This window comes from Nitratidesulfovibrio vulgaris str. Hildenborough, from assembly GCF_000195755.1.
Classification (GTDB): domain Bacteria; phylum Desulfobacterota; class Desulfovibrionia; order Desulfovibrionales; family Desulfovibrionaceae; genus Nitratidesulfovibrio; species Nitratidesulfovibrio vulgaris.
Map to the genome: position 1 here is coordinate 1,413,249 of NC_002937.3, position 21,607 is coordinate 1,434,855.

Annotated in this window: 19 protein-coding genes; 9 read left to right on the forward strand and 10 right to left on the reverse strand. The window is 63.6% G+C overall.

Translation table 11 applies throughout. The annotated features are described in order from the left end of the window. The first annotated feature begins 12 nt into the window (after positions 1 to 12). Positions 13 to 2,478, forward strand: a complete 2,466-nt coding sequence (gene lon, locus DVU_RS06305; protein WP_010938632.1) for an endopeptidase La — start codon at positions 13 to 15, stop codon at positions 2,476 to 2,478. Positions 2,479 to 2,640: 162 nt separating this feature from the next. On the opposite strand, the gene DVU_RS06310 is transcribed toward lon, so the two are convergent. From DVU_RS06310 to DVU_RS06340, 7 genes are all read right to left on the reverse strand, one after another. Beyond that, entirely contained in the window at positions 2,641 to 3,225 is a 585-nt protein-coding gene (locus DVU_RS06310; protein ID WP_010938633.1) for a FlgO family outer membrane protein, read from the reverse strand. 8 nt (positions 3,226 to 3,233) lie between these two features. Continuing rightward, positions 3,234 to 3,521, reverse strand: a complete 288-nt coding sequence (locus tag DVU_RS06315) for a hypothetical protein (protein WP_011792449.1) — start codon at positions 3,519 to 3,521, stop codon at positions 3,234 to 3,236. A gap of 4 nt (positions 3,522 to 3,525) precedes the next feature. Beyond that, positions 3,526 to 4,356, reverse strand: coding sequence for a FlgO family outer membrane protein (locus DVU_RS06320; RefSeq protein WP_010938634.1), 831 nt, complete (start codon positions 4,354 to 4,356; stop codon positions 3,526 to 3,528). A 161-nt stretch (positions 4,357 to 4,517) separates the two neighbouring features. Continuing rightward, the gene (locus DVU_RS06325; protein WP_010938635.1) at positions 4,518 to 5,012 is read right to left on the reverse strand and encodes a Fur family transcriptional regulator; all 495 of its coding nucleotides are present in this window, start codon (positions 5,010 to 5,012) and stop codon (positions 4,518 to 4,520) included. After that, positions 5,009 to 5,833, reverse strand: coding sequence for a metal ABC transporter permease (locus DVU_RS06330; protein WP_010938636.1), 825 nt, complete (start codon positions 5,831 to 5,833; stop codon positions 5,009 to 5,011). Before DVU_RS06330 ends, DVU_RS06325 begins: the two co-directional genes overlap by 4 nt. Before the next feature lies 1 nt (position 5,834). After that, the gene (locus DVU_RS06335) at positions 5,835 to 6,641 is read right to left on the reverse strand and encodes a metal ABC transporter ATP-binding protein (RefSeq protein WP_010938637.1); all 807 of its coding nucleotides are present in this window, start codon (positions 6,639 to 6,641) and stop codon (positions 5,835 to 5,837) included. Positions 6,642 to 6,643: 2 nt separating this feature from the next. Then, on the reverse strand, positions 6,644 to 7,651 hold the full coding sequence (locus DVU_RS06340; RefSeq protein WP_010938638.1) for a metal ABC transporter solute-binding protein, Zn/Mn family: 1,008 nt from the start codon (positions 7,649 to 7,651) through the stop codon (positions 6,644 to 6,646). A 330-nt stretch (positions 7,652 to 7,981) separates the two neighbouring features. Between DVU_RS06340 and ispG the strand changes: the two genes are divergently transcribed. Genes ispG through dxs form a run of 7 tightly spaced genes read left to right on the forward strand, consistent with a single transcriptional unit; the run spans position 7,982 to position 16,289 of the window. Next, entirely contained in the window at positions 7,982 to 9,073 is a 1,092-nt protein-coding gene (gene ispG, locus DVU_RS06345) for a flavodoxin-dependent (E)-4-hydroxy-3-methylbut-2-enyl-diphosphate synthase (RefSeq protein WP_043629734.1), read from the forward strand. Then, the gene (locus tag DVU_RS06350) at positions 9,073 to 10,797 is read left to right on the forward strand and encodes a proline--tRNA ligase (RefSeq protein ID WP_010938640.1); all 1,725 of its coding nucleotides are present in this window, start codon (positions 9,073 to 9,075) and stop codon (positions 10,795 to 10,797) included. Before ispG ends, DVU_RS06350 begins: the two co-directional genes overlap by 1 nt. A 46-nt stretch (positions 10,798 to 10,843) precedes the next feature. Then, positions 10,844 to 12,241, forward strand: a complete 1,398-nt coding sequence (gene xseA / locus DVU_RS06355; protein ID WP_010938641.1) for an exodeoxyribonuclease VII large subunit — start codon at positions 10,844 to 10,846, stop codon at positions 12,239 to 12,241. Beyond that, on the forward strand, positions 12,231 to 13,184 hold the full coding sequence (locus DVU_RS06360) for a M23 family metallopeptidase (protein WP_041722595.1): 954 nt from the start codon (positions 12,231 to 12,233) through the stop codon (positions 13,182 to 13,184). The genes xseA and DVU_RS06360 overlap by 11 nt, the downstream gene beginning before the upstream one ends. Positions 13,185 to 13,195: 11 nt before the next feature. Continuing rightward, on the forward strand, positions 13,196 to 13,441 hold the full coding sequence (locus tag DVU_RS06365) for an exodeoxyribonuclease VII small subunit (protein ID WP_010938643.1): 246 nt from the start codon (positions 13,196 to 13,198) through the stop codon (positions 13,439 to 13,441). Continuing rightward, positions 13,425 to 14,324: a polyprenyl synthetase family protein gene (locus DVU_RS06370; RefSeq protein WP_011792441.1), complete on the forward strand. Its 900-nt coding sequence runs from the start codon at positions 13,425 to 13,427 to the stop codon at positions 14,322 to 14,324. The genes DVU_RS06365 and DVU_RS06370 overlap by 17 nt, the downstream gene beginning before the upstream one ends. A gap of 39 nt (positions 14,325 to 14,363) precedes the next feature. Further along, positions 14,364 to 16,289 (forward strand): 1-deoxy-D-xylulose-5-phosphate synthase, encoded by a 1,926-nt coding sequence (gene dxs, locus DVU_RS06375; RefSeq protein WP_010938645.1) that lies wholly within the window; start codon positions 14,364 to 14,366, stop codon positions 16,287 to 16,289. 242 nt (positions 16,290 to 16,531) lie between these two features. Here the strand turns inward: dxs and DVU_RS06380 are convergent, their stop codons facing one another. From DVU_RS06380 to dnaE, 3 genes are all read right to left on the reverse strand, one after another. Beyond that, a complete protein-coding gene (locus DVU_RS06380) occupies positions 16,532 to 17,152 on the reverse strand; it encodes a MarC family protein (RefSeq protein WP_014524345.1) in 621 nt (206 codons plus the stop codon). Between the two features lie 111 nt (positions 17,153 to 17,263). Next, a complete protein-coding gene (gene queD, locus DVU_RS06385; RefSeq protein WP_010938647.1) occupies positions 17,264 to 17,653 on the reverse strand; it encodes a 6-carboxytetrahydropterin synthase QueD in 390 nt (129 codons plus the stop codon). Between the two features lies 1 nt (position 17,654). Then, the gene (gene dnaE / locus DVU_RS06390; RefSeq protein WP_010938648.1) at positions 17,655 to 21,149 is read right to left on the reverse strand and encodes a DNA polymerase III subunit alpha; all 3,495 of its coding nucleotides are present in this window, start codon (positions 21,147 to 21,149) and stop codon (positions 17,655 to 17,657) included. Positions 21,150 to 21,423: 274 nt separating this feature from the next. On the opposite strand from dnaE, the gene DVU_RS06395 reads away from it, so the two are divergent. Continuing rightward, positions 21,424 to 21,603, forward strand: coding sequence for a hypothetical protein (locus tag DVU_RS06395; protein WP_164928125.1), 180 nt, complete (start codon positions 21,424 to 21,426; stop codon positions 21,601 to 21,603). Positions 21,604 to 21,607: the final 4 nt, after the last annotated feature.

The following is a 21,607-nucleotide window of genomic DNA, read 5'->3' on the forward strand; positions in this document are numbered from 1 at the left end:
AGGAGGAAAATGATGACTGATACAGGAAGGGAAGGCTTGCAAAACCGTGAAGAGGGCTTTGAACTGCCCCTGATGTCCCTGCGGGAGGTCGTCATGTTCCCGCGGTCCATCGTGCCCCTCTTCGTGGGACGCGAGGCTTCCATCAAGGCCATCGAAAGCGCCATCTCCGATTATGGAAAGAAGATATTTCTCGTCGCCCAGCGCGAACCCGAGTTGGAGAAGCCCGGCCCCGAGGATCTTTTCGAGGTCGGTACGGTAAGCAAGATATTGCAACTGTTGCGTCTCCCCGACGGCACGATCAAGGTGCTGTTCGAGGGGCTTTATCGCGCCCGGTGGGACGGAACGGCCGATGCCATCATCGGTGCCGACGACGCCTACCCGCGTGTGCGTGTGACCCGCATCGAGCAGGAAAGCTCCGAGGATGACGACGAGGCGCTGGTGAGGGCGACCCACGAAGCCCTCGACGAGTACGGCAAGATCAACAAGAAGCTCGCGCAGGAGACCCTTGTCGCCATCTCCGCCTTGTCCGACGCGGCCCGCCTTGCAGATGCCATCATGCCCCACCTCAAGGTCGACTATCGCCGGAAGCAGGAACTTCTCGAGGTCGAGAGCGGGGCTGAACGCCTTGAGAAGGTCTATGAGCTGTTGCAGGGCGAGATCGCCGTCGCCTCTCTGGAGAAGCGCATCAAGAGCCGCGTGAAGAACCAGATGGAGCGCAACCAGCGCGAGTACTATCTCAACGAGCAGATCAAGGCCATCCACAAGGAGATGGGGCGTGAAGACGACCCGCAGGCCGAGGTAAACGAACTCGAAGCTCGGCTTGCAGAGAAGAGCATGCCCGAAGAGGCGCGCGAGAAGGCCCTGCGCGAGATGAAGAAGCTGCGGCAGATGCCGCCCTCATCCGCCGAGTACACGGTCGTCCGCAACTACGTCGACTGGATTCTCGACCTTCCCTGGAACACGCTCAAGGAAACCGAGATAGACATCGACAACGCCCGCTCCATTCTCGATGCCGACCATTACGGGCTGGAGAAGCCCAAGGAGCGCATCCTCGAATACCTCGCGGTGCAGAAGCTCGTGAACAGGCTCAAGGGGCCCATCCTCTGTCTGGTCGGACCTCCCGGTGTCGGCAAGACCTCGCTCGCCAAGTCTGTGGCCAAGGCGACCGGGCGTGAGTTCGTGCGTCTCTCGCTCGGTGGCGTCCGGGACGAGGCGGAGATTCGTGGTCACCGCAGAACCTATGTCGGGGCACTGCCCGGCAAGATCATCCAGTCGCTGAAGCGGGTTAAGCACAACAACCCGCTGTTCTGCCTCGACGAAATCGACAAGATGAGCACCGACTTCCGGGGCGACCCGTCGTCGGCCCTGCTGGAAGTGCTCGACCCGGAACAGAACTCCACGTTCAACGACCACTACCTCGACATGGATTACGACCTGTCGCAGGTGTTCTTCATCACCACGGCCAACAGCCTGCACTCCATCCCCCTGCCGTTGCAGGACCGTATGGAGATCATCAGGCTGCCCGGCTACCTCGAGACGGAAAAGAGGCGCATCGCGCACGACTTCCTGCTGCCCAAGCAGGTGGAGGCGCACGGCCTTGCCGCTTCGAACCTGCGTATCTCGGACAATGCCGTTCTGGAGATCATCCGCAGCTATACCCGGGAGGCGGGCGTTCGTAACCTTGAGCGCGAGATCGCGTCTGTCTGCCGTAAGGCTGCCATGCAGGTCGTCGAGGCGGGCGACAAGGAGAAGACGCTCACCGTGAGTCGTCAGAACCTCGGCAATTTCCTCGGGGTCAAGAAGTACCGCCATGGAGAACGTGAAGACACGTCGCAGGTCGGCGTGTGCACGGGCCTTGCGTGGACCGAGATGGGTGGTGAACTGCTCGTCGTCGAGACGGCGCTCATGCCCGGTAGCGGCAGGGTCGAGATCACAGGCAAGCTTGGCGACGTCATGACCGAATCCGCCAAGGCTGCCCTGTCGTACCTGCGTTCGCGTTCAGACCTGTTCGGCCTGCGTCCCGATTTCCACAAGGAGATCGACATTCACGTGCACGTTCCGGAGGGAGCCACCCCCAAGGACGGTCCTTCTGCGGGCATCACGCTCGCCACCTCCATGGTCTCTGCGCTGCTGGGTATCCCGGTGCGCAACGATGTGGCCATGACGGGTGAGATCACGCTGCGCGGACGTGTGCTGCCCATCGGCGGTCTGCGCGAGAAGCTGCTTGCCGCCCACCGTGGGCAGATAGGCAAGGTGCTCGTGCCGCGCGAGAACGAGAAGGATCTCAAGGAAGTGCCCGGCGAGATTCTCAAGGGACTCGAGATCGTCTTCGTGGACCATGTTGACGAAGTGCTGCCGCAGGCCCTCATGGCGCAAGCCGAGTCCATCTTCGGTGGACGCACCCAGTCGACACCGCTTTACGCCAAGCTGCGCAAGGACGCGCAGGATGGCGGGGCTACCATGCCGACGGCGCAGTAATCCGCATCCCTGATTGTCAAAGAGGCCCGATAGCACCATGTGCTGTCGGGCCTCTTCATGTATGCATCATAAGTCTGAACGGTTGACCGTTTGGAGGGGCTGTCGATTCCGGTTCGCGTGGTGGCGTGTACTGGAAGCCTCCGGAACACCGTAGCCGAGGCCCTAGGGCAGGCGCGTTCCCACACTGGGGGTGACCTTGCGGGGGCCCTTCAGGTCTGCCAGCAGAGGTTGCAGTTCTTCGGTGACAGGCACCGTGGCGGTGCCCATCGAGAGGATTTCGTTGGAGTCGGTCCGTATGAGGCGCATGTTGAAGCGGACGCTACGGCTGGTCACGGTGTAGGTGCCGACGAGCACCGCGACGCTGTTCACCGTGGTCGATGCCAGCTGGTCGACCTTGCGCGTCAGCAGCATCTCGCCGTCGGGCCTGAACACGACCTCCCGCCCTTTGCGTATCTCCTGAACGCGATACCCGGTGTTCACAAGGGCACTGGCTATCTCTTCGGCCATCTGGCGTGCCAGAGGGCTGGAGGCCTCGAAGTCGGTGAGGTTCACCGGAACGGTGACGGCGATGCTCACATCGCCACGGGTGCCTTCCACCCCGGCAAGGCGTGTGAGCATCTGCGGGTCCATCTGGGCAATGATGCTCTCTGCCGCTTCGGGTACGCTGCCTCGACCCGCTGCGGCGGCAAGGGGCAGCAGAAGTGCCGTGAGAAGGATGACAAGGGCGAGAGTCCAGCGCGTGTTCATGGTGTCTCCTAGCGCAGGCTGCGCAATTGCCGGTCTACGACGGCAAGTTCGCGGGCGAGTGCGTCGTGCACGTCAGCCGTACGGGCGGCTGCGATGGCAAGCAGATAGTGTTCGCGAGCGAGTTCGTAACGGCCCTGTGCCTGATAGTCGCGACCCAGGTGCCAGTTCTGGATGGCTTCGTCGCTGTCGGGCACGGTGGCGACCCTGCCGCCGCAGCCGTTCATGAGAATGGCGACGGCGAGGAGGAAGCCTGGAAGCAGGGCGCGTAGCCCCTTCATGGTGATGCAGTCGTTCATGGCGTCACTTCTTCGCGTTGCGGGGGGAGACCTTGCGTCCCCCGGAGGTGGACACCGCAGCCGGTGTCTCGCTGCGTATGCCGAGAGTACCGCCCGTGATGCCACGCGACGTCGCCGTCCGGGGCAGCATCCGCGCCACGAGTTCGTTGGCAGGCAGCACCAGTTGCGCCGTTCGCAGCACAAGCCCGTCCGAGGCGCGGATGAGCCTGGCGTTGAGAAACACTGCGTACTTGTCGCGGTAGTAGGTGCCAGTGACAAAGACGGCCCAGGCTTCGCGTCCGGGCAGGGTTCCGAGTTGTCGCGAGAGGACGAATTCACCTTCGCCTTCGCGGGTGCGCAACGTCCCCGGCATCCTGTATTCCCTGACAGGGAAGCCCCGCTGGTTGAATTCGTAGAAGAGCGATTCTGAGAGGAACCTGCCGAAGGGCGACGACCTGTCGAAGTCCTCCTGGTCGACGAACGAGGCGGGCAGGGCCACGAAGCCCATGAGCCCGTCGTTGGGCATGGTGGACAGCAACTGGTCGCAGAGTTCGCGGACCTTGAGCTTGAGTTCACGCGCCTCCATGAAGGCGGAATCCTGTCCCGGTCGCGGCTTTCCTTGCGACCAGACCACACCGCCCTGACCATCGGGCAACATGAAGCCGGTGTCGTGCCGTTTCACCTCTGCGAGGGGGGCCTCACGGCCGAAGACCGACGCCTCGCCCTTGTCGGACACCACAAGCGGCGCTCCGGGGTCGACACCGGGCGGTGGGCCGGGGTTGCGTTCGGCACAGCCGACAAGAAGCGAAACACCCACGAGCAGGGCGAGGGCGATATGATGGCGGATGCGGAGCATGTGTCCTCCGTGGGCACTGGGCAATCTGTTGCTGACAGTCCTATCGGCAGGATTTCGCGATGCTTGAGGGGCTCGGGGCGAGATATGCCCGATGACACGCCGTTGCCCCGTTTTGGCATGTCATGCCTGTCAGGCGGGAGAGGCGGGTATACCGGTGTGGGTCAGGGGCGTGGTGCTCCGTGCGTGTCTGGACGGCGCGCCGGGGTGGTGGAACCGGATTGGCTGTCCGAACCGGAAGAGGGAGCGTCGCCACAGTGGTTGCATATGCCGTCGAAGCGGACTTCGACCCTCTCTGCGGTCATACCTTCGGCAAGTCCCTCGGGGCGGGGCGGGATTGTGGACGTGGCAGGCAGACACGACATGCGGCGGCAGCGTGTACAGTAGAAGTGGGCGTGGAAGGGGCGCGTCTCCTCATGCACGAGGCAGTAGCGCAACAGACCGTCGCCGCCCGGATGGCGGCCGACGATGCCCGCTTCGACCAGCAGGTCGAGTGTGCGGTAGAGCGTCACCTTGTCGAGGTGCACCGTCTTACGCACCTCCTCGAGGAGTTCAGGGGCCGTGGGGGCGTGGGGGAAAGCCGCCAGTCCCTCGAGGACGGCAAGGCGGCGTGGCGTGGCTTCCACGCCATGGGCATCGAGTTGTTCACGGGCGTTCATGGCGTCTCCTTTCCGAAGCGTTCGAGGAGCATGTCCCGGCCCATCATCAGCGAAAAACCGACCACAGCCGCGGCGATGATGGCTGCACCGGAGGTGAGGTCGAAGCGGTAGGCGAGCCATAGCCCGGACAGGCAGAAGACAAGGCTCCACAGCGTTGCGGCAAGCATCATGCGTGGCAGCGACCGGGCACGGCGTTGCGCGATGAACGGGGGGATGGTCAGCAGGGCCATGACAAGCACCAGCCCGACGATGCGGATGAGCAGCACCACGCCAAGGGCCGTCATACCCACCACGAGGAGGAAGGTCGCCTTCACCGGTAGACCCCGTGCCTCTGCGAACTCGGGGTCGAACGAGGCGACCAGGAGCGTCTGGTGGCACAGACCGACGATGAGCAGAAGGCCGACGTCGACCACGAGCATGAGCAGAAGGTCGCCCTCCGGGACGGCGAGAATGCTGCCGAAGAGGAAGCTCATGAGGTCGGCCCTGTATCCCGGAGTGAGGTCGAGGAGGATGATGCCGAAGGCCATGCCCGCTGCCCACAACAGACCGATGGCGGCATCGGCCTTTTCAGCATGGCGGTAGGCGATGTGGGCCATGCCCAGTGATGCGGCGAGTGAGAAGCCCACCGTGCAGGGCAGCATGGGCAGCCCCCAGTGGACGGCGATGCCTATGCCGCCATAGGCGGCGTGGGCTACACCACCCGCGAGGAACACGATGCGGTTGACCACGACAAGCGTGCCGATGATGCCGCAGGCTATACTGGCGAGAACGGCTGCGGCGCAGGCGTTGCGGACGAAATCGTAGGCGAGGGCGTCGAACATGTCAGGCTTCCGGGGGCTGTTGGGGGAAGATGGAGGTCATGGACTGGATGAACGAGCCCATGGGGCATGTCGGGTCATGTTGCCCGTAGAGCATCTGAAGCATGTCGCGCGTGAGACCGCCGCCCCTGCCGACGAGTACGGAACGGTTCACGAACGCCACAGAGGTGAAGCCCGTGCTGGCAAGGCTGAGGTCGTGGCTGACCACCACGATGGTGCGCGGGCCGTGCAGCCCCCCGAGGAACTCATAGAAGCAGAACTTGCCCTGCGGGTCGATGGAGGCCGTTGGTTCGTCAAGCAGCAGAAGTTCCGGGTCGCCCATGAGTGCGCGGGCTACCACTGCCCGTTGTCGCTGCCCTCCGGAAAGCCTGCCGAAGGGTCTGTCGTCGAAGCCATCGAGGCCGACCTGCTGCAGGACAGTACGGGCCTTGTCCACGGATGCCCGGTCGCGAATCCAGTGTCTGCCGACAAGCCCGTGGTGCATCCCCGCCATACCCATAAGGACGGCATCGAGCACTGTGACGGGAAAGTCGAGCCTCGCTCCTGTGTACTGGGGTACGTAGCCGATGCGTGATAACGCCTGCGCTGGCGGGCCGCCGAACATCTCTACACGGCCGGTACGGGGCTTGAGCAGGCCAAGCATGAGTTTGAGCAGGGTGGTCTTGCCCCCGCCGTTGGGGCCCAGCACGGCGAGATAGTCGCCGTGCCCGACTTCGAAGGTCACTCCTTCGAGAACGCGCGACTCGCCATAGGCGAACGATACGTCATCGAAACGTATGACGGGTGAGCGGGTTGGGGTCGTGTCGGTCATGTTCAACGCCCCGTCGCCTGCGCCAGTGCCTTTGCGGTGCGTTCGAGGTTGGCGGCCCAGTCTTCGGCGAGGGGGTCGGCATCCACGAGGCGGGCACCGATTTCGGTGGCGATGGTCTGGGCTGCACGGCGTGAGAACTGCGGCTGCACGAAGATGGTCGTGATGCGCTCGCGCCGGGCGAGGTCGATGATGGCACGCAACTGCCGGGGCGAGGGTTCGCGCCCTTCGACCTCGATGCTCAGTTCGGTGAGACCGTAGTTGTGTGCGAAGTAGTTCCATGAGGGGTGGAAGACGAGAAAGCGCCGCCTGTCCTGGGGCAGGGCTGCGAACAGGTCGGCGAACTTCTTGTCCATGGCGTCGATGTCGGCGGCGAACCGGTCGTAGTTGGCGCGATAGGTGGCGGCATGGGCAGGGTCGGCCTTGGCGAGCGCGTCACGGATGGCAAGCGACATGTGGCGCACCAGCATGGGCGACAGCCAGACATGCGGGTCGGTCGTACCGTGGTCGTGTCCATGCCCGTCGGCGTGGGCATGGTGGTCCTCATGATGCTCTTTGCCCTCTGCGTGTTCGGCCTCATCGCTGTGAAGCGGTGCCGCGGCGGGAAGCAGGGTCACCCCCTTGTGCATGGGAACGACGGAGAGTGAGGGCCCGGCTGCGGCCACGATACGCGCCAGCCATGCGTCTTCGAAGGGCGCCCCTATGGAGAAGTAGATGCGCGAACCCGAAAGGCCGCGCAACTGGCTGGGCTTGGGTTCGTAGGTGTGCGGGTCCGCACCGGGCGGGACCATGACGGTGGTCCTGACAAGGTCGCCGCCGATACGCTCGACGAAGTACTTCTGCGGCGGGATGCTGACACTGATTTGCAATGGGGCATCTGCGGCACTGACGATGACCGGCGTCACCATGGTGAGGCATAGTGCGAGGGCAAGCACGGCGAGCACTCCGAGAGCATGGGCAGAGGAGTGGGCTGCTGCGGGCTTCGTGGCGTTCATGCGCTGAAGGGTCTTCATGAGGGAACTCCTGTTCGTTGCACCGGGTAAGTCGTGTGCGAAGATTGTCGCAATGATGCCGTTCTATCCGAATGAACGGGGTATTGCACAGGGGCAGCGGGCAAGGTTCGCCCGGTTGCCGGATACGTCAGGAAAACCTTGTCTTGTATCTTCGGTCGTTGCGTTCGAAGGGGCAACCGTGCTGTACGTTCCATCATATGATGCAACACTGTTGCATCTTGAGTCCTATGACCGAAGGCCCCGGCTGTCAACCTCGCAGGTATGCTTGGCTTGCCGGGTGAAATGCAGTATGTACCCGGCATCCATTCACCCAATGAAGGACCGCGCCCCATGACCATCCAACGCAAGCAGACCCGCGAGGTGCGCATAGGCAAGGTGCGTATCGGCGGTGCCAATCCCGTTGTCGTGCAGAGCATGACCAACACCGACACGCGGGACGTCGAGCAGACTGTCGAGCAGATACGCCAATTGCAGGAAGCCGGCTGCGAGATCGTACGTCTCGCCGTCCTCAACGAGGACGCGGCATGGGCCATCAAGCCCATCCGGTCGCAGGTTTCCGTACCGCTGGTCGCTGACATCCATTTCGACCACAGGCTCGCCGTCTCCGCCCTCGAGGCGGGAGTGGACGCCCTGCGCATCAACCCCGGCAACATCGGAACGAGGGCTGCGGTCGACCGCGTGGTGGACGCCGCCAAGGCCCATAACGCCGTCATCCGCATCGGCGTGAACTCGGGCTCGCTGGAGACCGACCTCATCGACCAGTATGGCGGGCCCACTCCCGAAGCCATGGTGGAGAGTGCGTTCCGTCACATCAGGATGCTCGAGGATCGCAATTTCGGCGACATCAAAGTCTCGCTCAAATCCTCGTCCGTGTCGCGTTGTATCGAAGCGTATACGCTGCTTTCCGCGAAGTGCGACTACCCGCTGCATATCGGCGTCACTGAAGCCGGTACGGTGCTGCGTGGTTCCATCAAGTCTGCTGTCGGGCTCGGTGTCCTGCTGTGGCAGGGCATCGGCGATACCCTGCGGGTGTCGCTCACCAGCGACCCCGTGGCCGAGATGGCGGTGGCGTGGGAGATACTCCGCTCACTCGGGTTGCGCTCGCGGGGGCCTGAGATCATCGCCTGTCCCACCTGTGGTCGCTGTGAGATAGGACTCATCGCCCTCGCGGAAGAGGTCGAGCGACGTCTCGAAGGCGAGACGGAGAGCTTCAAGGTGGCGGTGATGGGGTGTGTGGTCAATGGCCCCGGAGAGGCGCGCGAGGCCGACCTCGGCATCGCGGGCGGGCGCGACAAGGGCATCATCTTCCGCAAGGGTGAGATTGTGCGCACCGTCAAGGGCGGCTCGAACCTGCTTGCCGCCTTCATGGAAGAACTCGACACTTTTCTGGCCCACCGCAGGGCCGAACGTAAGGATGACTGATGCGCTGGAGCAGATGTTACATACCCACCCTCAAGGAAGCCCCCTCCGACGCGGAGGTTGTGAGCCACAAACTGCTGGTGCGCGCGGGCATGATCCGCAAGCTCACCTCGGGCATCTACACCTTCATGCCGATGGGCCTTCGGGCTCTCAACAAGGTGGCCGCCATCGTCCGCGAAGAGATGAACAGGGCAGGGGCGCAGGAAGTGCTCATGCCCATGGTGCAGCCTGCCGACCTGTGGCAGGAGACGGGGCGCTGGGAGTTCTACGGCAAGGAGCTTCTGCGCTTCCGCGACCGTAACGACCGCGACTACTGCCTCGGCCCCACGCATGAGGAGGTCATCACCGACCTCGTGCGCGGCGAGGTGCGCTCGTATCGCCAGTTGCCCATCAACCTGTACCAGATTCAGACCAAGTTCCGCGACGAGATTCGTCCGCGCTTCGGTCTCATGCGCGGTCGTGAGTTCGTCATGAAGGACGCCTACTCCTTCGACCGCGACCAGTCCGGGTGCGACGAAAGCTACAAGGCCATGTATGCGGCCTACCAGCGCATCTTCAGCAGACTCGGTCTGCGTTTCCGTGCCGTCGAGGCCGACTCCGGTTCCATCGGCGGCAGCTTCTCCCATGAGTTCATGGTACTCGCCGATACGGGCGAAGACACGCTCGCCGTGTGCACGGCGTGCGAATACGCCGCCAACGTGGAGCGTGCCGAAGTGACGGGCACACCCTGCACTCGTCCCGCCGCCGCAGCGCTCGCAGAAGTGCCCACCCCCGGTGCCCATACCATCGAAGAGGTGTCCGCCTTCCTCGGCGTGCCCGCCGACATGCTGGTGAAGACGCTGCTCTTCGTGGCAGATGGCGAGCCCGTGGCTGCTCTCGTGCGTGGCGACCGCGAACTCAACGAGGTCAAGCTCAAGAACCTTCTGGGTGCGGATTCGCTCGAACTCGCCACGCCCGAACAGGTCGAGGCATGGACGGGCGCTCCCGTCGGCTTTGCCGGGCCCGTGGGCCTGCATGGCGTCAAGCGCGTCTTCGCAGACACCGAACTGAAGGGTGACGCGGGCTGGATCGTCGGTGCCAACAAGGCCGATACGCATCTTCGTGAGGTGAGCCTCACCCGCGACGCCGCCATCGAAGCCTACGCAGACCTGCGCATGATCACCGCTTCCGACCCCTGCCCGCGTTGCGGCGGGGCCGTCGAACTGCCCAAGGGCATCGAAGTGGGCCATGTGTTCAAGCTGGGCCTCAAGTACAGCAAGTCCATGAATGCCACCTTCCTCGACGAGAACGGCAAGGAGCAGGTCATGGTGATGGGCTGCTACGGCATCGGCGTCTCCCGCGTGGTGGCGTCGTGCATCGAGCAGAACAACGACGGCGACGGCATCGTCTTTCCGCCGCCCATCGCCCCCTACGAGGTCGCCCTGTTGCTGCTCGACCCCAAGAACGAAGAGGCGGCGGCCAAGGCTGCCGAGATCGAATCGTTCCTCGAAGCCGAAGGGCACGACGTGCTGCTCGACGACCGTGACGAACGCCCCGGCGTCAAGTTCAAGGACGCCGACCTCATAGGCTCACCCTACCAGCTTGTGCTGGGTGGCAAGGGGCTTGCCCGCGGCGTGGTCGAGGCCAAGAACCGTCGTTCCGGCGAAAAGACCGAACTCCCTGTCGAGGGCTTCGCCGAAGCGTTCCGTGACTGGCGCGCCGGCGTGCTCAAGGGCTGGGGACTCTAGCCATGTGGCGGGTCGGCGTTACGGCGTCGACCCGCTTTCCTGATCCATGAGCAGGGTATTCACGGTGCGGGAACTCACCCGCGCCATCCGCGACGCCATAGAGGGCGGTTTTCCCTATGTATGGGTGCAGGGACAGGTCTCCAACCTTTCCCGCCCGTCATCGGGCCATCTGTATTTCACGCTCAAGGATGAAGAGGCGGCCCTCAACTGCGTCTGGTTCCGTGGTAGCCAGCGCGATGCCGAGACCTTCGACCCGCTCACGGGCGAAGTGTTCGAGGACGGGCCGCGCCCCGGACTTTCGCGTACGGTCCGCAACGGGCAGGAACTGCTCTGTGCGGGCAGGCTCACGGTGTATGCCCCTCGCGGGGGCTACCAGCTTGTGGTCGAGATGGCGCAGGACGCAGGACTCGGCAGGCTGCACCTTGCCTTCGAGGAACTCAAGCGTCGCCTTTCGGCCAAGGGCTATTTCGCCGTCGAACGCAAGCGCCCCCTGCCGCGCAGCCCGCGTCGTGTCGCGGTGGTGACCGCACCGCGCGGGGCCGCCATCCACGACTTCCTGCGCATCGCCGGAGAGCGTGGGGTCGGCTGCGAGATACGCATCCACCCCGTCCCGGTACAGGGTGCCGAAGCACCACCACGGATAGCCGCCGCCATCGCCGAGGCGGGGCGGCTTGGCTGTGCCGAGGTCATCGTCGTCATACGTGGCGGCGGTTCCCTTGAGGATTTGTGGGCCTTCAACGACGAGGCCGTGGCCGACGCCATCTACGCATCGCCCGTTCCCGTGCTTGCCGGGGTGGGGCACGAGGTCGATTTCACCATGGCGGACATGACCGCCGACGTACGTGCGGCGACGCCTTCCCATGCTGCACAGCTGTTGTGGCGTGAACGCCGCGAGTTCGTGCAGGGACTGGATGAACTGGAGATGCGCCTCTCGCGTGCGTTCGACCGTGCCTTCACGACCGGAGAGGGCCGCCTCGCGGCCTTGGAGCGCGCCCTTGGCTGGCTTTCCCCTGTACGCGCTCTCGACCGGTACGATGAGCGCTTCGCGGAGTCCGCTTCGCGACTGGCACGTGCGTGGGAAGCGGGTTCCCGTCTGCGCTCGCAGCGTGTAGAGCAACTTGTCGCCGCTCTTCGGCACAGCTTCGGACCGGAGGCTCTTGAAAAACGGCAAGCGCGGTTGCAGACTTTACACGCCAGCCTCATCCATGCCGGTCAGACGCAGTTGAACACCGTTGAGCGGCGGGTAGAGAATCTGGGAGTGCGCCTTGCAGCGCTCGACCCCGAAGCCCCGTTGCAGCGCGGGTATAGTCTTGTTCGCGGCCCCGATGGGCGTTTTTTGAAGAGCATACGTGAAGCAGCCCCCGGTCAGAGACTGGACATCGTGCTTCATGATGGCGAGGTGGGTACTGTCGTTACGTCGGTCAGGGAGCGCGATGATGTATAGCCTGCTTTCAGGGGTGCCGCGCCTCTTCATGTCTGCCGGGCGATACCGGCCTTGCGGCTTTCGCAGGGCGGCATACGCTGCGCTGGTGTTCGTCGTGTGTTGTTGCCTAGCCGCCACGTCCCAGCGGGTACGCGCTGCCGATGCGCTGACGGTGTCGCTTCCCGATGCGGTCGGCGATGGAACCGCCGTGCATGTCGTCGTCACAAGTGCAAGCCCGGTGAAGGACTTCATCTTCACATGGGGGAAGGGGACGTTCGTGGTTCCCGCATTTGTGGAGGCATCCGTATGGAAGGCGCAGCTGTTGCTTCCCGTGGCGCTTGACGCCGCCCCCGGTGTGCGTTCGTTCTCCGTCCGTCGAGGTGACGAGGCCGAAAGCTGGGCCGTGCGTCGTCAGGTGCAGGTGCAGCGTGTCGAGTACCCGGTGCAGAAGTTGACTGTTGCCGGGCGGTACGTGAACCTTCCGAAGGCGACACTGGCACGCCATGAAGCCGAACGCCAGCGGGTGCGCGAGATTCTGGGGCGGTTCACGCCCGAGGTGCACTGGCGTCTGCCTTTCAAGCGTCCGGTACCCGGCGAGGTCTCCAGCGACTTCGGGTTACGTCGCGAGTTCAACGGTGAGCGTCGTGCGCCGCATCGAGGTCTCGACCTGCGCGGAGGCGAGGGCGACAGCGTTCGTGCGTGCGCCGCAGGGCGTGTCATGCTTGCCGAAGAGCATTATTTTTCCGGTAACGTGGTCTACATCGACCATGGTCTCGGCGTGGTGAGCAGCTATATGCATCTTTCCGCCTTCTCGGTTCGTCCCGGTGACATGGTCTCCGCCGGGGACGAGGTGGGCAAGGTGGGCAAGACGGGCCGCGTGACAGGGCCGCATCTGCATTTCGGTCTCGCCGTACTCGGTGAGAGCATCGCCCCCTTACCGCTGCTTGAAGGCGGCGTATACTAGGGAGACTGCCCGTGGCAGGACGCAAGAAGGCGGCGGATTTCGAGCAGCAGCTCGCCCGCCTGCAAGAGATAGTGGATGCCCTTGAAGGCGGTGACCTGCCGCTGGAGAAGAGCGTCGCCCTCTACAAGGAAGGACTTGGGCTCGCCCGCGCTTCTCGAGAGCAGCTGGCGAAAGCCCGTAACGAGATACGCCTGTTCACCGAGGGCGAAGTCAGGGATTTCGATCCGGAGGAAGGGGACGATGGCGACGACCGCTGACCTCAAGGCCCGTCTGCGGATGCAGGCGGCGCGCGTCGAAGGCTACCTTGCCACTTGCCTTGCAGGGCGGGGTATTCCCCCTCGTCTGCAAAGTGCCATGGAATACAGCCTTCTAGCGGGTGGCAAACGCCTTCGGCCTGTGCTCTGCCTCTCGACGGCTGGCATGACCGGGCTCGACCCCATGTCGGTGATGCCGTTCGCTGCAGCCATCGAGCTCATCCACACCTATTCGCTCATCCATGACGACCTGCCTGCCATGGACGATGACGACCTGCGCAGAGGTCGTCCCTCCAACCATCGCCAGTTCGATGAGGCGACCGCCATCCTCGCTGGTGACGGCCTGCTGACCGATGCCTTCGACCTCATGGCTTCGGTGGGCGGGGGCATCCCCGCGGGGCACGTGCTCGCAGCCTTGCGCGAAGTGTCGTCTGCCGCAGGGTCGTCCGGCATGGTTGGCGGGCAGGCTCTCGACATGGACTATACCGGTCGGGATGACATCGACCTAGCCGCCTTGCGTACCATGCACGCCATGAAGACCGGGGCTCTCATCCGCTGTTCGTGCGTCGCGGGTGCGCTGCTCGGTGGCGCACCGGCTTCCGCCGTAGAGCAGGTCGCGGGGTATGGTGCCGCCATCGGCGCGGCGTTCCAGATCGTCGACGACATCCTCGACGAGACGGGCGACGAGGCGCAACTCGGCAAGCCCGTGGGCAGCGACGTGGAGCAGGGCAAGGTGACCTATCCTTCGCTGCTCGGCATCGAACGCAGCCGGGCCCTGGCGCAGGAACAGGCAGACATTGCCGTGACGTGTCTCGCAGATTTCGAGGGCGAGGATGCAGACTTCCTTCGCGCTCTCGCCCAGTATATTGTTGATCGCGTCTCTTGACGCAGCGGCGGGGCTTCCTCCGCACTGACAGGATGGCACATGACCGATAGCACCATTCCAGGCCTTCTGGCGCGTATCCAGCGCCCTACCGACGTGGCGGGCCTCTCCGCAGATGACCTGCGTACCCTCGCGGCCGACCTGCGCACCGCCATCATCGATACGGTTTCCAAGAACGGCGGGCATCTCGCCCCCTCACTCGGCGTTGTGGAACTCACGCTGGCGATGCTCTCCACATTCGACCCCGGCAAGGACAAGGTCGTCTGGGACGTGGGGCATCAGGCCTACGCATGGAAGCTTCTCACTGGCCGGGCGGCCGATTTCCACACCCTGCGCCGCAGGCACGGCATCAGCGGCTTTCCGAAGCCGTGCGAGAGCGAGTACGACCATTTCGGGGTGGGGCACTCCTCCACGTCCATCTCGGCGGCACTGGGCATGGCCTTGGCGCGTGACCTCGCCGGGGATGATCATCATGTGGTGGCCGTCATCGGTGACGGTTCGCTCACGGCCGGGCTGGCCTTCGAGGGGCTGAATCAGGCTGGTGACATGGGCAGGCGGCTCATCGTCATCCTCAATGACAACGAGATGTCCATCTCGAGGAACGTGGGGGCGCTCTCGCTGTTCCTCAGCCGCAACCTGTCCAAGGGGTGGGCGCGTCGCGTCAAACGCGATGTGGAGACGGCCCTCAAGTCCATTCCCGGCATCGGCGACGAGATGGTCGCCTACGCCAAGCGCAGCGAACACAGCCTGAAGAGCTTCTTCACCCCGGGGATGCTGTTCGAGGCGTTCCAGTTCAACTACATCGGGCCTGTGGACGGGCACGATGTGAAGGCGCTGGTCCGTAACCTCGAACTGGCGAAGACCAACGACAGGCCCGTGCTGCTGCATGTGCTCACCCGCAAGGGAAAGGGCTATACCCCGGCCGAGGCCAACCCTGCGTTCTTCCACGGTGTGGGCCGCTTCGAACCGGAGACGGGCAGGGCACGCAAGCCCGGCGACACTCCCGTGCTGCCCACCTATACCGATGTGTTCGGCGAGACGCTGTGCCGTCTTGCCGACATGGATGAGCGTATCGTTGCCATCACGGCAGCCATGCCGGAAGGGACGGGTACGAACTGTTTCCGCGAGCGGCATCCCGACAGGTTCGTGGATGTGGGTATCTGTGAGCAGCACGCCGTCACCTTCGCCGCCGGTCTCGCCATTCAGGGTTATCGCCCCTTCGTCGCCATCTATTCCACGTTCCTGCAACGTTCCTATGACCAGATAGTGCACGACGTGTGCATCCAGAAACTGCCCGTGGTGCTGTGCCTCGACCGTGCCGGACTGGTGGGCGAGGACGGGCCGACCCATCATGGGGCGTTCGACCTGTCGTTCCTGCGCCACATCCCGCACATGAGCATCATCGCACCGCGTGACGAGGCCGACCTTCAGGCTGCCATGTACACGGCGCTGCATCTCGATGCCCCGCTGGCGATACGGTATCCGCGTGGCGTGGGCTTCGGCATTCCGCTGGCGGAGTCGCCATCGCCATTGCCTGTCGGCGTGGGTGAAGTGCTCAAGGAAGGCGAAGGCGTAGCCGTCATCGCCGTCGGCAGCCGCGTCCATCCGTCACTGGAGGCCGCCGAAAGGCTGGCGGAGGAGACGGGCAGACACGCCACCGTCTTCGACGCCCGATGGGTGAAACCTTTGCCGGAGGCGCAGCTTCTGGACATCGTCGCCCGCCATGACGCCTTGCTCTTCGTGGAGGAGAATGCCCTCGCCGGTGGCTTCTCGTCTGCGGTCCTCGAACTGCTGGCAGACCGGAACGCTCTTTCAGGCAAGCATATCCGTCGCATCGGGTTGCCCGACGAATTCGTCGAACAGGGTACGCAGAAGGAACTGCGGGTCTCTCTGGGCCTCTGTATGGACGGCGTCGGAAAGGCCCTGAAAGAGCTTTTTGCCGCCGTGGGGAACGCGACCGCTTCATAGCAGGCGGCAAGCGGATTGCCCCGTCCGTGACGGGTTCCTGTCGCCTTGCGCGGGGCACGGTTAGGCTCAAGGCTTGGCCCCAAGACTGGCCCAAGGCGGAAGCCAGAGGGCGCACGGGTTGAGGCTCTTCGGTAGAGGAAGGTTCGCACATCGGGCGGCGATGCCGCGTGTTGCAGTGATATGAAACGAAAAGGCCGGAACCTGTGGCAGGTTCCGGCCTTTCTGCTATCTTTCCGACACGGTCACAGACTCTGCACGAAGATGCGGATGCCATTCTCCAGCATCTGCACGGCCATGAGGATGAGGATGAGGCCCATCAGCCGTTCCATGGCGCGCATCGCGCGCGGCCCGAGAATACGGGCAAGGTCGGGGGTGAAGGCCATGATGAGCGCAGTGGCACCCCATGCCATGAGCACGCCGCCAAGGACGCTCGCCTGTCCCATCATGCCCGCCTGCGCCTGCCTCGCATAGACCATGACGGCCGCCAGAAGAGACGGCCCGGCGATGAGCGGTACGGCGATGGGCACGATGAACGGGTCGCGGGTGACGGCTTCGGGGTCGTTCTCCTGTGCGGGGGGAAAGACCATCTTCATGGCGATGATGAACAGGATGATGCCCCCCGAAAGACGCAGCGTCGATTGCTCGATGTCGAGAAGCCCCAGAAGCGCATCGCCGAGGAAGTGGAAGAGCAGCACGATGGCGAGGGCGAACACGAGTTCGCGGCGGATGATGGCCCGCTGGCGCGACGGGGTGTGTTCGCGGAGTATGGCGAGGCTGGCGGCGGCGTTGCCGACCGGGTCCATGATGAGAAAGAGGGGCAGGGCCACTTCGAAGGCGTCCTGCATGGAGAAGGTCTGGAACATGGGTGCGTTGGGTGAAAGGTTCAGGGCTGCCGGGGTGTCAGCCTCCACGTCATGAAGGCATGACGGGCGAAGCTGGCGCGTGGCAAAGCGCAGGGACGTGGCGCTTCGGGGCTAGTCGCATTCCATGTACGTGGCCGATTGTACGGCCTTCTCGGACACGGTCACGGCATGCATCCGCACACCGTGCGGTGCAAGGCGTGGTGCAAGGGCCGTGTAGATGAAGCGGGCGAGGTTCTCCGACGACGGGTTGATGGTGTCGAAAGGGGGCACCTCATTGAGGTTGTGGTGGTCGAGAAGGTCGAGCACCGTGTTCAATTCCCCTTTGAGTACCTTGAAATCGAGCACGATTTCCGTTCCGGGTGACAGCCTGTCACCTTCGACCACGGCTTCGACGGCGAAGTTGTGCCCGTGGAGGTTCTCGCATTTGCCCTCGTAGTGGCGCAGCGCGTGCGAGGCGCAGAACTCGGAGCGTACCGTAAGACGCCAGACAGGCTTGCCCATCCTACATTCCTCCGTGGGTCCATTTGTTGAGGTCGTTCTCGAACACGGGGCCGGGCTGGACTGTCCAGCGCGGGCCTAGCTGCAGGAGGCACAGCGATTCGTCGACCACCATGTGCACGTTCACAGGAACGGTGCCCTTATGCTTTTCGAGGATGGCGCGCAAGCCCGCGAGATAGTCCGCGCTCATGCGACGGGTGTCGAGCTCGACGATGACGGGCTCATCGCTGGAACAGCAGGCCATCGCCAGCGGCATGACCTTGGCACCCATGATCTTGATGTCACGCGGCGCGGCTTCCTCGTCATCACCCCCTTGCCCCTGCCCGCCGTTGCCATCGTCGGCCTTCTTGTCGAGTGTGCCCTCCAGAAGCAGGGGCTGGTCCGACTTGAGCAACTCGCGCGCCTCGGCGAACGGTTCGGGAAAGAAGACCACCTCGGCAGAGGCTGTGAGGTCTTCCACACCCGCGAACGCCATGCGCTGGCCCTTCTTGGTCATCAACTCCTTGAGCGTGGTGACGAGCACCGCCGTGCGTATCTCGGCACCGGGGGGCATGTCGCGGGCCTCTTCAAGAGGGGTGAGGCGCAGCCTGAAGAGTTCCTTGCGGTAGGGCTGAAGGGGGTGGCTGGTGAGAAAGAAGCCGAGAGCCTCCTTCTCGAAGCGCAGCTTCTGGTCGTCGGGCCATTCGGGGGCGGTCTGTTCCTCGCAATCGAAGCCGATGCCGGGGCAGACCTTGGGCTCTTCCTTGATCATGGTGAAGAGCGAGACCTGATTCGAGTCGCGTTCCTTGAGCTTCTTCTGGGCGCGCGCCACCACGGTGTCCAGCGATGCCAGCATCCCGGCGCGTGTGCAGCCGAGACAGTCGCACGCACCGCCTTTGATGAGATTCTCGATGACGCGCTTGGTGACCTTGCGCAGGTTGACGCGAACGCACATGTCGAGCAGCGAGGCGTAGGGCCCGCCTTCTTCGCGTGCGTCGACGATTTCGCGAATGGCTTCGTCGCCCACGTTCTTGATGCCGCCAAGACCGAAGACGATGCGTCCCTCATGCACCGTGAACTCGCGTCGGCTCACCTGCACGTTGGGTCGCAGCACCTCGATGTCCATGTCCTTGCAGGCGGCGACATACTTGAGCAGCTTGTCCTGGTTGCCCATTTCCGAGGTGAGCAGGGCGGCCATGAACTCGACCGGGAAATGCACCTTGAGGAAGGCCGTGTAGTACGAGATGAGGGCATAGGCCGCGCTGTGCGACTTGTTGAACCCGTATTCCGCGAACTTCTCCATAAGGTCGAAGATCTCGTTGGCCTTCTCCTTGGGGATGTCGTTCTTCTGCGCGCCTTGTACGAACTTCGTCCGCTCCTCGGCCATGGCCTCGGCGATCTTCTTGCCCATGGCACGCCGCAGAAGGTCTGCGCCGCCCAGCGTGTAGCTGCCCACTATCTGGGCGATCTGCATCACCTGTTCCTGATAGACGATGACGCCGTAGGTGGGTTGCAGGCACGCTTCGAGTGAAGGCACGGGGTAGGTAACGGGCACCTCGCCATGCTTGCGCTTGATGAACTCGTCGACCATGCCCGAACCCAGCGGGCCGGGACGGTAGAGGGCGAGCATGGCGATGATGTCGTCGAAGCAGGTGGGCCGCAGCATGCGCAGATACTGCCGCATGCCCGAGCTTTCGACCTGGAACACCCCGTCGGTGTCGCCGCGCGAGTAAAGCTCATAGGTCTCGGCATCGTCGAGAGAGAGCGTGTCGAGGTCGGGCGGGGTCTTGCCCTGTCGTGTGATTTCGTCCAGCGCATCCTGCACGAGGGTCATGGTGCGCAGGCCGAGGAAGTCGAATTTGACGAGGCCGACCTTCTCGACCATCTTCATGTCGAACTGGGTGACGGTTTCACCCTTCTTTCCCTTGTACAGCGGCAGATACTCCGACATGGGCTTGTCGGATATGACCACCCCCGCCGCGTGCGTGGAGGCGTGGCGCGAAAGCCCTTCAAGGCGCATGGAGACGTCCAGCAGCTTGCGTATCTGCGGGTCGTCCCGGTAGAGCGTGGCAAGGTCGGGTTCCGCCTCAAGAGCCTTCTTGATGGTCATCTTGAGGTCTTCGGGGATGAGCTTGGCGATGCGGTCGGTCTCGCCGAACGACATGCCAAGGGCGCGTCCCACGTCACGCACCACCGCCTTGGCCTTCATCTTGCCGAAGGTGGTTATCTGCGAAACCGAATCTTCACCGTATTTTTCGGCGACGTACCGTATGACTTCGGTGCGACGACGTTCGCAGAAGTCCACGTCGATATCCGGCATGCTGACGCGTTCGTTGTTGAGAAAGCGCTCGAACAGCAGGTCGTAGGGGATGGGGTCGAGGTTGGTGATGCGCAGCGACCATGCCACCAGCGACCCGGCAGCCGAACCACGCCCCGGCCCGACGGGGATGCCGTTGTTCTTGGCCCAGTTGATGAAGTCCTGCACGATGAGGAAGTACCCCGGAAAACCCATGTCTGTGATGACCTTGAGTTCCCATTCGAGGCGGTCCCAGTAGGCCTTGTGGTCGATGGTGTCGCGGTCGGGGTGCTTTTCGAGGCGCTTCTTCAGGCCTTCTTCGGCGAGGCGCTGGAATTCGGTGTCGAGGGTCATGCCCTCTGGCAGTTCATAGACGGGGAAGAAGTACTTCCCGAAGCTCATCTCGATATTGCACATCTCGGCGATGCGCCCCGTGTTGGCGATGGCCTCCGGCACATGGGCGAAGGCCTTTTCCATCTCCTCCGGCGACTTGTAGTAGAGTTCGCGCGTCTCGAAGCGCATCCGCTTCGGGTCGTCCACCGTGGTCTGCGTCTGGATGCACAGAAGGATGTCGTGCGCCTCCACGTCGGTGGCGTCGAGGTAGTGGCAGTCGTTGGTGGCGACAAGGGGCAGGTTCGTGTGGCCTGCAAGTTCGATGAGCTTCTCGTTGAGGACTTCCTGTTCCTTGATGCCGTTGGATTGCAGTTCAAGGTAGAAGCGGCCGGGAAATATGGAGGCGTATTCCTGCGCGGTGGCGATGCCCGCATCCATGCCCTGCTTCATGAGCACGCGCGGCACTTCACCTGCGAGGCAGGCTGAAAGGGCGATGAGTCCGTCGCTGTATTCGCGCAGCAGTTCCTTGTCCACGCGGGGCTTGTAGTGGAAGCCCTCCGTGAAGCCGCGTGTCACAAGGCGCACGAGGTTGTGGTAGCCTTCGTTGTTCTGCGCCAGCAGCACGAGATGGTACCGGGTGCGCGCGAATTCGGAGGTCTTGTCGGTGCGGTCGGTGGCGGCGACGTACACCTCGCAGCCGATGATGGGCTTGATGCCGAACGACTTGCAGGTGGTGTAGAAATAGGCCGCGCCGAAGAGGTTACCGTGGTCGGTGATGGCGGCGGCGGTCATGCCGTAGTCCTTGGCGCGTGCGCCGAGGTCCTTCAGACGGATGGCCCCGTCGAGGAGGCTGTATTCCGTATGACAGTGCAAGTGTACGAAATCTGACATGTTCTCTTCTGTGCGTGAAAGGTGAAGCGGCATCGTAGCAGAAGGCGGGCCCTGCCACAATGAGTGGCCTTGGCGTGTGGTAGTGTGCCCTGAGGTGTGGTCGCGGCGACTCCAGTGTGCACTGCGGCACGCCACTGTCGGTGACGGCCGCTTGATGCGTGACGTCTCGTTGTAGCCTTGCCGTCTCAAAATCGTCATGCCCCGGCATGGCGTTCCCGGGTCGAGTCGCTATGCCATGGCCCTGCATCCATATCCCGGCGCGTGCACCCGCATCATGCCCCGCATTATGTCTGGCACCTTCGTCCTGCACATGGTCGCCGTCATGCCCGACGCCTTGCGCGGTGCAGCCGTGCGCGGTACAGGCTTGCGTGCGCCGTCATGGCGTACCCGGAATGCCCGCCTCGCGCGGATGTTGTTTCATCTGTCGCCCCTTGGCGCGGCGCAGCCGGGATGAACCG

Coding starts and splice junctions, on each gene's coding strand:
- lon (WP_010938632.1), top strand. CDS start 13: ATGACTGATACAGGAAGGGAAGGCTTGCAAAACCGTGAAGAGGGCTTT.
- DVU_RS06310 (WP_010938633.1), bottom strand. CDS start 3,225: ATGAACACGCGCTGGACTCTCGCCCTTGTCATCCTTCTCACGGCACTT.
- DVU_RS06315 (WP_011792449.1), bottom strand. CDS start 3,521: ATGAACGACTGCATCACCATGAAGGGGCTACGCGCCCTGCTTCCAGGC.
- DVU_RS06320 (WP_010938634.1), bottom strand. CDS start 4,356: ATGCTCCGCATCCGCCATCATATCGCCCTCGCCCTGCTCGTGGGTGTT.
- DVU_RS06325 (WP_010938635.1), bottom strand. CDS start 5,012: ATGAACGCCCGTGAACAACTCGATGCCCATGGCGTGGAAGCCACGCCA.
- DVU_RS06330 (WP_010938636.1), bottom strand. CDS start 5,833: ATGTTCGACGCCCTCGCCTACGATTTCGTCCGCAACGCCTGCGCCGCA.
- DVU_RS06335 (WP_010938637.1), bottom strand. CDS start 6,641: ATGACCGACACGACCCCAACCCGCTCACCCGTCATACGTTTCGATGAC.
- DVU_RS06340 (WP_010938638.1), bottom strand. CDS start 7,651: ATGAAGACCCTTCAGCGCATGAACGCCACGAAGCCCGCAGCAGCCCAC.
- ispG (WP_043629734.1), top strand. CDS start 7,982: ATGACCATCCAACGCAAGCAGACCCGCGAGGTGCGCATAGGCAAGGTG.
- DVU_RS06350 (WP_010938640.1), top strand. CDS start 9,073: ATGCGCTGGAGCAGATGTTACATACCCACCCTCAAGGAAGCCCCCTCC.
- xseA (WP_010938641.1), top strand. CDS start 10,844: ATGAGCAGGGTATTCACGGTGCGGGAACTCACCCGCGCCATCCGCGAC.
- DVU_RS06360 (WP_041722595.1), top strand. CDS start 12,231: ATGATGTATAGCCTGCTTTCAGGGGTGCCGCGCCTCTTCATGTCTGCC.
- DVU_RS06370 (WP_011792441.1), top strand. CDS start 13,425: ATGGCGACGACCGCTGACCTCAAGGCCCGTCTGCGGATGCAGGCGGCG.
- dxs (WP_010938645.1), top strand. CDS start 14,364: ATGACCGATAGCACCATTCCAGGCCTTCTGGCGCGTATCCAGCGCCCT.
- DVU_RS06380 (WP_014524345.1), bottom strand. CDS start 17,152: ATGTTCCAGACCTTCTCCATGCAGGACGCCTTCGAAGTGGCCCTGCCC.
- queD (WP_010938647.1), bottom strand. CDS start 17,653: ATGGGCAAGCCTGTCTGGCGTCTTACGGTACGCTCCGAGTTCTGCGCC.
- dnaE (WP_010938648.1), bottom strand. CDS start 21,149: ATGTCAGATTTCGTACACTTGCACTGTCATACGGAATACAGCCTCCTC.
- DVU_RS06395 (WP_164928125.1), top strand. CDS start 21,424: ATGCCCCGCATTATGTCTGGCACCTTCGTCCTGCACATGGTCGCCGTC.